The sequence below is a fragment of the Chryseobacterium endophyticum genome (assembly GCF_056333165.1).
The window spans coordinates 1-12,525 of the sequence record NZ_JBWGXE010000006.1 but is presented as its reverse complement, the minus strand read 5'-3'; the positions used below and the strand labels follow the sequence as shown (position 1 = coordinate 12,525).

General features: G+C 41.4%; 9 protein-coding genes. 5 read left to right on the top strand and 4 right to left on the bottom strand.

Annotation, left to right across the window (positions count from 1 at the left end):
- The first annotated feature begins 86 nt into the window (after window positions 1-86).
- From AC0N32_RS14095 to AC0N32_RS14085, 3 genes are all read left to right on the top strand, one after another.
- Window positions 87-395, top strand: a complete 309-nt coding sequence (locus tag AC0N32_RS14095; protein ID WP_476394493.1) for a hypothetical protein — start codon at window positions 87-89, stop codon at window positions 393-395.
- A gap of 200 nt (window positions 396-595) precedes the next feature.
- Complete coding sequence (locus tag AC0N32_RS14090) at window positions 596-1,558, top strand: hypothetical protein (RefSeq protein WP_476394492.1); 963 nt, start codon at window positions 596-598, stop codon at window positions 1,556-1,558.
- A 3-nt stretch (window positions 1,559-1,561) separates the two neighbouring features.
- Window positions 1,562-2,197 carry a hypothetical protein gene (locus AC0N32_RS14085; protein WP_476394491.1) on the top strand — a complete coding sequence of 212 codons (636 nt, stop codon included), beginning with the start codon at window positions 1,562-1,564 and terminating at the stop codon, window positions 2,195-2,197.
- Between the two features lie 104 nt (window positions 2,198-2,301).
- Here the strand turns inward: AC0N32_RS14085 and AC0N32_RS14080 are convergent, their stop codons facing one another.
- On the bottom strand, window positions 2,302-4,083 hold the full coding sequence (locus AC0N32_RS14080) for an alkaline phosphatase (RefSeq protein WP_476394490.1): 1,782 nt from the start codon (window positions 4,081-4,083) through the stop codon (window positions 2,302-2,304).
- Between the two features lie 5 nt (window positions 4,084-4,088).
- On the bottom strand, window positions 4,089-5,213 hold the full coding sequence (locus AC0N32_RS14075; RefSeq protein ID WP_476394489.1) for an alkaline phosphatase: 1,125 nt from the start codon (window positions 5,211-5,213) through the stop codon (window positions 4,089-4,091).
- Window positions 5,214-5,492: 279 nt separating this feature from the next.
- Here AC0N32_RS14075 and AC0N32_RS14070 point away from each other — a divergent pair, with 279 nt between their 5' ends.
- Window positions 5,493-8,258 carry a SusC/RagA family TonB-linked outer membrane protein gene (locus tag AC0N32_RS14070; protein WP_476394488.1) on the top strand — a complete coding sequence of 922 codons (2,766 nt, stop codon included), beginning with the start codon at window positions 5,493-5,495 and terminating at the stop codon, window positions 8,256-8,258.
- A 24-nt stretch (window positions 8,259-8,282) separates the two neighbouring features.
- Complete coding sequence (locus AC0N32_RS14065) at window positions 8,283-10,019, top strand: RagB/SusD family nutrient uptake outer membrane protein (RefSeq protein ID WP_476394487.1); 1,737 nt, start codon at window positions 8,283-8,285, stop codon at window positions 10,017-10,019.
- Window positions 10,020-10,143: 124 nt separating this feature from the next.
- On the opposite strand, the gene AC0N32_RS14060 is transcribed toward AC0N32_RS14065, so the two are convergent.
- Together AC0N32_RS14060 and AC0N32_RS14055 are read right to left on the bottom strand one after the other, a co-directional pair.
- Window positions 10,144-11,304, bottom strand: a complete 1,161-nt coding sequence (locus tag AC0N32_RS14060) for an FAD-dependent oxidoreductase (protein WP_476394486.1) — start codon at window positions 11,302-11,304, stop codon at window positions 10,144-10,146.
- Between the two features lie 23 nt (window positions 11,305-11,327).
- Complete coding sequence (locus AC0N32_RS14055) at window positions 11,328-12,083, bottom strand: helix-turn-helix domain-containing protein (RefSeq protein ID WP_476394485.1); 756 nt, start codon at window positions 12,081-12,083, stop codon at window positions 11,328-11,330.
- Between the last annotated feature and the right edge of the window lie 442 nt (window positions 12,084-12,525).

Below are 12,525 nucleotides of genomic sequence, written 5' to 3'. Positions count from 1 at the left end.
ATGTGAGATTTTGAGATCCTTTGAAATGTCAATCATCATCTGACTATCTATATTTTATTATTTGATCATCTCCCGAAAATTTAAACATGAAAAAACGGCCCCATTTTAGTGCTTTGATTACGTACAACAAAACCGAGGATGGAGGCCTGGTTACGCCTGTTTCGTCAGGATTCAGAGCGTTTTTTAAATTTCCCTTTGAAAATGATACGTATACCGCAAGCCAGACTTTTCCGCAAAATGAGCCTGTTTTCCCCGGAGATGCCGTGAATGCCGAGGTCGCCCTGATTAACGCCGACGCGATGCTCGAAAAGCTTTACAAAGGAATGGATTTTGAAATTACCGATAATTCAGGAACAATCGGAAGCGGTGTCATCACCATGGTGTATCCGATCTGAGTATGCTGTTTCCCTGTTAAAGAACTTCCATCCAAAACATCCCAAGGCATGGTATTTGCTGCATGATTTTTTCTTTAAAATTCCTTATTCCGGGAAATTTAATCATCAGCGAGCATGCTATTTTATTGAGGTCTGCTGCAATTCTTCACCCTGAAGAAGAATGTACCTCAACATTTATGATACGACTAAACTAATTTGAAATGAAAAAAGGATTTGTTGGATTTTGGGGTCTTTTCATCGGCTATTTTATTTTTGTGCATCCATGTATCATTTATTACAATACTTATCATACCAGTAATAATACCGAAAATGGAAAGCTTGCCCTGTTTTACCTTGGACTAAGCCTACTGCTCTGGGGCATCGTTCTCGGGACCACACTATGGCTGATCCTGAAGAACGGTATTTTCGCCAAAAGAAATATGGCCTATATCGAACAGTACGGAAAAAGAATACAGGCCTACATCACAAACTCAAAAGTGCTTTTGCAGAACAGCTCAATGACAACGCGGGAGATGAGTCTTAAAATCCAGAATTTTTCTGGGGAAACCATTCAGCATAAGATGACAGTCAATGATACCCGTCCACAGGAAAACAGGTTTGGAACCGGCAAGATCCTGTATCTGAAGGTAGATCCTGATTTTAAAAAAAATCCTTACCTGCTGTTGGAAGGTTCAAAATCTAAAGTAAATTATACATTATTTATCATATGGATGCTCTTTGCCGGAGCAGTAGCTGTTTATTACCAATATGCCTATTCTTCGGAGAACGGCGGACTGGGATGGCGTTTTCTACAGCTTTTTCATCCCCTTTTGGTTATTCCCGCCTGTTTTATTTTTTTCACAGGGATCTTTTATCTCATATTCAGAATATTTATCATGGGAAATAAGTCGGAACGCGACATGCTGGAACTGAAATTCCGAGGGATAAAAACAACAGCAGAAATTGTCGACGTGAGACAGACCGGAACCTACATCAACGAACAGCCACAGGTAGAATATACCCTGGAATTTAACGATCGGAACGGAAAGAAAATTCATGTGCGTAAAAAAGAAATTGTTTCTTTACTGGATATCGCCAGGGTTTCAACCTTGAAGCAGCGTGAGATTTTATATCTTCCGGAGCAGCCTGAAAAATTTACTTTTTATGATGACCTCAATAATTAAAATATGAAAAAATATATTCTGATCCTTGCCGTATCTGTTTTTCTGACAGGTTGTAAAGACTTTAAGAAAAGTATTGACGATACGCTTACATCGCCCGGTTCCGCCGGTGACTCAGTGCAGACCCAAAGTCAGGATTTCCAAAGTACAGAGAGCAGCAACACGGAAAACATCCCTTTCACCTCACAGCCTGAAAAACTTGAGCTTGCCGAACAGCAGCTGCGCGATCTGCCGAGATTCAAGGGCCATTCGATATTCCTTTATCAGCACATTCATTTTTACCCGGACGGAAGGATCATCGCGAAATTCCAGACCCCGGAAAATCCAGATTTTGTTGATGAATATACATATCGGGACGGCCAATGGCAGGAACCTGAACCGGTAATCCTCTCCAAAAATGATGATGTACAGGCAGATCTGATCAACCTGGACCAACTTCCTTTTAAAAATGTCTATAACGTCTTCAAGGTGCTTGCAGAAAAAGATAAAGAGATCGGAAGCCATAATGAAAACCAGGTCATTTCTGCCAGCAGAAGAAAAAACAGGATTGTATGGCAGCCCGGATCCATTGAGAATGAACGGTACCGGTACGATATTGAATATAATGAAGATGGAACCCTGAAATCTTTTGAACAAAGATAAATTCAAATGCAGTCCAATTAAATACAGGAAAGCATAAATAAAAAGCACGATTTCAATTTGAGATCGTGCTTTTTTAACATCTGATAATCAATTCGATAAATTAATTATTTCACCTTAAGGGATTTTATTATTTTATGAAAAATTTCGTTGTTTTCATAGACTCCCGTGAAGTTTTCAGATCCCGGCCCGTATGAAAAAACCGGGATGAGTGTTGCGGAATGGTCTTCCTTAGTGAAATCCCCTTCAATAGTACCTGTCGCCAGATCTCCATGGGGAATACTGAATCCTCCCGTCTCATGATCGGCAGTAACAATCACCAGTGTCCCCGGATTCCGGTCCGCAAACTGAACAGCTTTGGTAATGGCCCTGTCAAAATCGATTCCTTCCGTTACAATGGTTCCGACATTATTGGCATGGCCTCCGCTGTCGATCTGGGCTCCTTCAATCATGATGAAGAACGGCTTATTTTTATTTTTTAAAAATTCAAGGCTGCTTTCCACCGTTTCGGCCAGCAGATTTCCCCGACCGTTCAGTACCCTTGGCACTCCGTTGTCTGAGAAATAGAATGCCAGGCGGTCGGCTTTGCTTTCTGCAATTGACTTTGTATTTTCAACTACCGTAAAATGATTCAGTCCGGTCACTTTGGATCTTCCTCCTGCTGCGAAAAAATTCAGCTTCGATGTGGTAAGATCCCGGGCAATTTCTTTTTCCATCCCGCGGTCTTTTTGGTGGGCATAAAACGCAGACGGAGTAGCTCCTACGATCTCATCGGTGGTGATAACGGCCGTGTTAAAGCCTTTTTCAGAGAGAATTTCGGTCATGTTTGGAATGGCTTTGCCTGAAGGATCGACACCGATAAAGCGGTTGTTGGTCTTTTCCCCGGTTGCAAAGGCACTGGCTCCTGCTGCAGAGTCTGTGGTGAAATTATCCGCAGATCCGGTTTTAATCAGACCGATATTTTTAAGCTGCGTCAAGGTTAGTTGTCCTTTATTCGCCAAAACAGAAGATGAGATCTGGGAAAGTCCGTTTCCGTCACCGATCAGAAGAATTACATTTTTTACCGGGATATTTTTGTTTTCAAATAAGAATTGAGGATGATAAACCTCGCTCGTCAAAGTGTTCCTGAAAGTCCTTTCGTCCAGTTTTTTCAGGTAATCTGCACATTCCTTCGGATGATCGGTATTGATATAATCCACTCCTGCATGTGCAAAAAATTCCCACGAGGTTTTTCCATCAGGAATAGCCCAGAACCTGAAAGGTTTATGAAAGGATTTTGCTTCTTTAATGACCTTCGTTACTTTCGGCAGATCTTCTACGGTCATTCCTCCTTTTCCGTTCCAGACAGAATATTCTTTAAAATTGAGGCTCACCAAACCAACTTTCTTCCATTGTTGGGGAGTAAGATTCCGGAGTGACTGATAATCAAAGGTTATGAAATCAGGATATGTATCAAATTTGTCGGGGGAAGGCTTATTTCCGGAAATAACAAAATGTATATTTTTTGATCCTGTAATCGCGGGGTATTTTGAGATTTCGGAAACAATTTTTTTCAGCGTAGATTCTCCTTCAGTCTTCAGATCAATCAGAATCTGAACCGGCCGGTCTTTTATAATGCCCAATTCCAGGGCTTTTTCGATAGATTTCAGGTAAAGATTATCAAATGTTCTTTCCTTTTGAACATCTTTCCTTTCATGCGACACATACAATTGATTATCAATAAGGTAAACATCAGCTTCGATCGATTTCGCTCCTGCTCCCAGCGCATACCAGAAAGGAACCTCCTGTTCGTAATCGTTGTGTGAATGAGCCGCATAATTCTGTGCCAATGCAAAACTTCCGAGCGTAAGGGCAACTGCTATATTGATTTGTTTAAATTTAAAAAACATAGGTATTATTTTAGATTAACTCCTGACCTTTTTAAAGCTTCCACCAGTTTATGGTAAATCGTATTATTCGGATAAACCCCTGAGAACAGCTCTTCGCCTTTTCCCATGGCAAAAACGGGAACCAGGGCTGCCGTATGCTGGCCGTCGATAAAATTGACCTGTACTTTATCTTTTACTTCCTTTGATTTTCCTGAAGCTTCTTTTTCCATAAATTTGCCGATGCTTGCCCCTCCGGTTTCGTGATCTGCAGTAACAACGAGCAGCGTATTCGGGTTTTTCTTAATGAAATCCATGACCACACCAATCGTTTTGTCGAAATCAAGAACTTCTTTTACCATCATCTCTGCATTGGTGGCGTGACCTCCCCAGTCGATGAACGAACCTTCCACCATCAGGAAAAAAGGCTGTTTCTTCTGCGAAAGGAAGTCTAAAGCCATTTGCGTCGCTTCCGGAAGAAAATCTTTTCTTCCCTGTACTTTGTTGGGAAGTTCATCTTGAGCCATCAGGTACAGATTTCTTTTTCCTAAAACAGGTTTTGACAGGGACACGGTATCTATCCTATAGTCTTTTTTGATGAGATCCTTCAGCAGGTTTTTCTTATCTTTCCTTTTACTGAAGAATTTCAGACCGCCTCCTGCGGCAAAGTCGACATCGGATTTTATAAAGTCCAGCGCGATATCTTCCTGAAGATCACGATCTTTCACATGGGCATAATATGCAGCAGGTGTCGCGTGTGTAATGCTCGTAAGGCAAACCAGCCCGGTTTTATAGCCATGGTCCTGAAGCTGCTCTAAAATCGTTGGGATTGCCAGAGAATCTTTATCGACTCCGATGGCTCTTTTGTATGTTTTTTGTCCTGTCGAAAGGGCTGTTGCACCCGCTGCGGAATCGGTTACGCGGTCGCTTGTGCTGGAAGTCTCCGAAAGGCCTACGTATTTAAAATTCTGAAAATTCGGTTTTCCTTGTCCGAAATAAAATGCCGAAGTTACCTGCGAAACACCCATTCCGTCACCGATCATAAATATAACATTGACCGGTTTTTCCTTTTGGGCTATCAAAGAAGGTCCAAAAATAAGTGTTAAAAGGAAAATAAAAGCCCTGACATTAACACTTTTACAAACATAATTCATATTGATTATTATTTTGATAATTAAAAATTAAAAAGCAACGTGCAAAATTAGACAAAATACAAAGCGATAAATCGATACCGATTTGCTATAACCCAATGTTAACAGGACTTTTATTCATTATGAAGCATTTAAACCATAGCGCTTAACATAAAGTTTACTGAAATTTAATTTTCCTCAATAAAATTCACATTTTATTAAATTTAAAAAGAAGTTACTTAACGGTAATTTAACGGCAGTTGGTGGTTCACCCTCTTAATTTTGCACCAAAATAATTAAGGAATGAAACGTATTTACCTCGTGCCAACTGTTTTGATGGGTTGTGTCAGCTTAGCATTTGCACAAAAAAAAGAATCTGACACCATCAAAAGTGACGGCAAACTCAAAGACATCGAAGAAGTCATAATGGTAGGATACGGATCCCAGAAAAAATCTGATGTAACAGGTGCAATAGGATCTGTAAAAAGCGGAGATTTCAATAAAGGTCTGGTAGCCAACGTAGGACAGCTGCTCCAGGGAAAAGTTGCCGGGGTAAATGTCTCGAATGTGAGCGGTGAGCCGGGGGCCAGCCAGGATATTATAATCCGTGGGGTTGGAAGTCTGCGTTCAGGAACCACGCCACTCTATGTGATCGACGGTTTTGTGATCGACAACAGCAATACAGGTGTAGCCAACAACCCGATGAATTTCATCAATCCACAGGATATTGAATCGATCGATGTTCTGAAGGATGCTTCTGCTGCAGCCATTTACGGAGCCAGAGCCGCAAACGGGGTTATCATTATCACTACCAAAAAAGGCAAAAAGGGAAGAATGCAGATGAATCTTTCTTCCAACCTTACCGTGTCTCGTTTAGCCAATAAAATGGATGTATTCAGTGCGGATGAATTCAGAAGACAGGTGACAGCTATGGGTGCCAAACTTGATGATATGGGCGGAAATACAGACTGGCAGGATGAGCTTACCAGAACGGCTGTTTCCAATAATGTCAATTTTTCTGCATCAGGGGCAACGGAAAATTCAAATTACTATGCAACATTGGGATATGAGAATCAGGAAGGTATTTTGTACAACAGCAACCTGAGAAGGTATACGGGACGTATCAATGTTTCCCAGAAAGCTTTTGACGGAAGGGTAAATGTTGATTTTAATATCAGCGGTGCCAGAACTGAAAACAACAGGCCGAGCGTAACGAGCATGGTTTCTACAATGCTCACTTTAAATCCTACGTACCCTGCTTATACGAACGGTGAGCCGACTACGGTCTTCAACAACGGATCTTTTAACCCGCTGATCCGTCAGGAAATTTATAAAGATTTCACCACCAACAACAGAATCCTGGCAAATTTCTCTCCATCTGTAGAAATCATCAAAGGACTGGTGTACAAATTAAACTTAGGGGTAGATTATTCTTCAGCAGAAAGGGTAGTTCAGAATACGCCGCATGCCATACCGCTGGAAATCGGAACCTTGAATCTGAGCAATTATTCCAATAACAACACGCTTGTTGAGAATACGCTTACCTATAAATTCAATCTGGATCGCCATCATTTTAATGTAATGGCTGGACATTCTTACCAAAGATTAAAACTTACGGCCCGAGGATGGTATTACGAAAACTTCCCGATCAACGGAATTGAACCTCAGTACCAGATTCCTGCAGCCGGGAAAAATAATTCTACCACTTCAATTGCCGCCAACAGAAACGAATTACAATCATGGTTCGGAAGAATGAATTATGATTTTAATGATAAATATTTACTGACCGCAACATTGAGGGCGGACGGTTCTTCTAAATTTGGGGACAACAATAAATACGGTATTTTCCCTTCGGTAGCCGCCGGATGGAACATCAGCAAAGAAGACTTCCTTTCCGATATCACGGAAATCAACAATTTAAAGTTAAGAGCAAGCTGGGGGAAAACAGGAAATCAGGAAATTCCAGGTAAAGTAACCAAGAAAAGCTACCAGGCTGATTCTAACGGTACGGCACAGGCTACCTATCCTCTGAACGACAGCGGAAATTATCCTGTAGGCATCTATCTGGTAAGAGCAGATAATCCTGACCTTCAGTGGGAAGTAACAACACAGACCAATATCGGGTTGGATTTTGGAATTCTTAATAATAGACTGACAGGTACGGTTGATTTTTTCAGAAAAGTTTCTGACAATATTCTTTTGGAAATCAACACCGTAGATCCTGTAGAACCGGCACCGAAAATGTGGAAGAACATTCCTGATATGAAGATCAATAATACCGGTTGGGAAATCTCTTTGAACTACAACAGCAATCCGAATAAAGCATTTACTTACAGCATCGGCGGAAATGCTTCATTTATTAAAAATGAGATCAAAGACTCACCATATAAAATCATCTCGACAGGGGAAGCACAGGGTCCGGGAACAACCAATGCTGTTATCAACGGGTATATTAACGGCGAACCGATCGGGACTTTCTATGTAAAAGAATTTTTAGGACTGAATGCCAACGGAACCAATATCTTCAGGGATGTCGACGGAGATGGTATTATCACGGATAATGACAGGGTGGCTTCCGGAAGCGCACTTCCTGACTTTACGTATAACCTTTACCTCAAAGCCGCTTACAAAAATTTCGATCTGGGATTAAACTTCAATGGTGTTGCCGGAAACATGATCTACAACAACACTGCTTCTACCCTCTTTACGAGAGGAAGATTAGGGCTTTCCCAAAACACGACAGATGCCGCCACCCAGTTTCCTAACGAAAGTGCAAACAACACCAACGTGATCTCAACGAGGTATCTTGAAAAAGGAGATTTCTTCAGATTAAACAATGCCACGCTGGGATACAGCCTTGATCCTAAAATTTTAGGAATCGGCGAACATATCAGAAACATAAGGTTATCGTTAACGGCTCAGAATTTATTTGTGATTACCAAATATTCAGGTTTTGATCCGGAAATCAATACAGGACTTTCTCAGGGAGGTATCCAGTCTTTCGGTATTGATTACAGCACTTACCCGAAAGCGAGAAGCTTTATGTTCGGGATGAACGTAGCATTTTAATTTAATTATTTAAAAAAGAAAACAATGAAAAATAAATTTTTAATCTCTATACTAAGTCTAAGCGCATTGGTCACAGTAGGATGTACGAATCTTGATGAGCAGGTGATCGATGAATCGGTAGATGCGCCATCCAGCAATATGGTGGAGTCCTTTGTTGCTCCTGCCTATGGCCCTCTTCCGGATGCCTTTACCCATACCAAGAACTATGGTCTCCAGTTGATAAGTACAGATGAGGCCATTCTTCCTCCGAGAGGAAGCGGAAATGACTGGTATGATGGCGGAAAATATATCGAACTTCATCAGCATACGATGACGACTACCAATGTTGTGGTTCAACAGACCTGGGATGCTTTCAGGCTGATGATTTCAAGAACTGTAACAGCAATCGAAAAGCTGCAGCCGCTTGCCGCAACTGATCCTAATGCAGCCAAAGCAGTAGCCGAAATGCGGGCTTTAAGAGCTTACTACAATATGCTGTTACTTGATTACTGGGGAATAGCCTTTAAAAAAGACGCTTCAGGCCAGGATTCTCAGATTCTGAGAAAACAGGAAGCGATTTCCTATATCGAAAGTGAATTTCTTGCCGTAGTCAATGATCTCGACAATAGCCATAAGCCCGGAAGAATTTCCCAAGCCGCGGTAAACGGTTTCTTGGCTCAGCTTTATCTTAATGCAGCGGTCTACAGAGATCCGTACGGAACGCCTTCTTTCTCTGCCGCCGATATGGATAAAGTCATTGAGTATACCAACAAGGTAATCAATTCGGGATTATTCAGTTTATCTGCGGAATATTTTGCTATTTTTGATGATAACAACCACACCAACAAAGAATTGATCTTTGCCATCGATCAACGCCAGGACCTGAATACGTCTCACAACAGATTAGGATATTGGTCACTGTCCGGAAGCCAGTATCCCCTGGCCGCTTTTCCAAAAGCAAATGGAACGGACGGGCCCGCCATTACACCTGACTTTTATCAAACGTGGGTTCAGGCTTACGGAAGCACAGATCCTGCACAGGCAGACGCAAGATTTTACAAAGAAAATTTTACCGTTCCTCAAAATTTAAAAGATCTTACAGGCGTTACTCCTGCCAACGATGCCAATCATTACTTCCTGGTAGACGGGCCGACGTATGAGATCAACCGGGGAATCCAGAGAGGAATCCAGTGGGGATTGAGAAACTCTGCGAACGGGCAGCCTTTCCAGATGGCGAACGGACAGTATAAAATCTATCCGATGATTGAACAGAGAAACGGATTTACCAACTACGTAAACCACGTTCTGGAAGTAGACCTTGAAGATCCTACCCATAAAGATTATGCAGACGGATACAGGGTTTCAAAATATCAGTTCAGCAGAACTTCCGATACGGGGAGAAACAGAGGAAATGCCGATATTGTACTCCTGCGTCTGGCAGATATTTATTTAATGAGAGCAGAGGCCCAGCTGAGAAAAGGAAATGCCGCAGCAGCCTTATCAGATGTTAATTTTGTACGGGCTTCAAGAACCGCAAGACCATCCGTTACTCCACCTGCCTTGACCAGCATTAATTTAAATACACTCTACCGGGAAAGAGGTTTTGAATTTTACTGGGAATATTCAAGGAGAACCGATATGATCCGTTTTGGGCATTATGAAGATACATACACCTCAAAAACCAATACAGACGTAAGAAAAAGACTTTTCCCAATTCCACAGACGGCGATTGACGGCGCTTCGAGTGTTCCGGGATACCTGGTACAGAACCAGGGATACTAATAATTGCCCATCTATTGCTTTAGTACCTATAGATAATTGATATATTTGAATTAAAAATTTAACCTCTCTTTACGGGAGGTTAAATTATTTTAATGATACTTTTAGTCTGAATTTACAGGATGCTTCAGTGCATCTTAAACATTTCGACCATCGACTGCAAAGCTGTCTCCGAATGCATAAGTTCTCCATTATCCAAAGATTCACCGGCTACCAACGATGCCCTGTTCCGCAGTGACTCTTCATATCCGGCAATAGCCTGAAGCGTAGATTCGAAATCGTCAGAAAGCAGATTACGGCTTAATTCCAATGCGTCGAGCATGGCCATATTGACTCCTTCCCCTGCAAACGGAGGCATGATGTGAGCCGCGTCCCCAAGCATGGTGACATTGGATTGCGATTGCCAATCCTGATCCAACGGCATGCAGTAAATCGGTCGTGGAATGAAGGGAGGCACTGCGGCCATAAAAAGCTCGTCCCAGATTCTGTCCCATTCAGGATAAAAAGATTTGAACCACTGTAACACTTCTTTATTACTATAATAGTTGATCCCATTTTGGGATTTCCAGTCTTCCGGAGCACGGAAACTTGCATAAAAGCCGATCTCACCATCTGCTTTCTGGCCCATCAGTAAATTTTGGTTATTCCCAAAAGCCATAATTTTACCACCTTCTAAAAGGCTATTGATCTCAGGGGCAGTTTGAGAAGCATTGGGGATATTCCCTTCCAGCATGGTGATGCCCGTATACAAGGGTTTGATATCGGTAATGTACGGGCGTATTTTACTATTTGCCCCGTCTGCTCCGATCACAAGGTCCGCATATTCGGACGGACGGTTTTTAAAATGAAGAAGCCAGCCTTCATTCATCTTTTCCATAGAGGAAAAATGACTGTTCCATACTACGGTTTCAGGTTCCAGGGATTCCAGTAAGATCTTTCGGAGGGTACCCCGGTCTATTTCAGGACGGAAATGCGGGTTGTTGAAATCTTCTTCCCGTTTATCCGCATGATCGCTGAAGAAGACCTCCGCTTTTTCATTCATGATCTTTTCACGGTTTGCCCCGGGAAGAAAATTCCTTTTGAATTCATCCCATAAATTAGCTTCACGCAGAGCAGCAAGACCTGTATCATAATGCAGATCAAGCGGCGATCCCTGTACGCGGGCATTCTTATCGAGATCACGTTCGTAAACGCGGACACTGATGTTTTTTTGCCGGAGCAGCCTGGCTATGGTAAGTCCTCCGGGACCTCCTCCGATAATTGCTACACTTTTATTTTCTAACAGCATAATTGAATATATATACTGCAAAGCTATTTCTTATCATAGACCAAAAATTGTAAAAATCGGCCGTTTTCATTTTTACTCAGTTCTTTCGGGGAAACACCTGACAGCTTTTTAACCTCTTTGATAAAATGCGACTGGTCGGTATAATTCAGCTGCGGATACAGGTTTCCTTCCCAGATATGGCGAAGTGATGCCTGGAACCGCAGGATATTGCAATACGTTTTCAGTGAAACCCCTAAATATTTATTGAAATATTGGTTGATCTGCCGCGGACTCCATGCGATCTTTTCAGAAAGTTCCTGCACTTTGACATCTCCCTGAGTGACGATAATCTGGTTAAACAGATCCTGTTTACGTTTATCAACAACATCGGGAAGCAGGGAAACAACCTTGTCCGTAACCTTATCACAGAAGGCTTTGAAGTCATTAAGATCATCAACGCTAAATTCCCAGAAGTTACCCGGCAATAAACGGCCCTTATTGAGAAGGTCGGCGACAGACATTTTAAGAATATATTCCAAGGCGAGAGGATGAAAGCTGACGGAAAAAAATTTCGATATAGGTTCCTGAGGAGCCATTTTGGGCTGCGTTTCCAGTCCTATGAGAACAATCCTGAAATCGCCGTCTCCCGTTAGCGACAAAATAAGGTCTATTTTACCGTTCGGAATAATGATTCCCTCCTGTATTGCCGGTACGTTATTAAAAGACGAAAAGCAATACACAAAATCGGAAATCTGATGATCCGGTTCTATCAAATGAAACTGTAATGATTGGTCTTTCATGATAATAAATTTAATTCAAATTAAAAAAAGAGACTATTTATAACAGTCTCTTATAGGTAATTAAGAATATCACAACCTTATATAATAAGAGCATGATATTATTTCGTTTATGTACTGGGGTTCTCTATACCCGATAAATAATTTTATATGCATTTAATTGAAGCCTTTCTTCAGAAGGTCTTTTCAAATTTTCATGGTTATTAATTTTCACTCTTTCCTTCAGTTAAAACATTTTAACAATTTACCAATTAATTATTAATTCAATATTTCCGGAAATAGTGTTGCTATAAAATTTTTATCTATCAATTACCTTTTATTTTTTAATACTTTATTTACTTTAAGCTCACTTTCTTCAGCTCTGATATCCCAGCAGTTTTCTCATTTGATAGAAGAATCTTTCAATAAGTCTGAGGTCCTGGGTTACGATTTCTGCGTTTCCTTT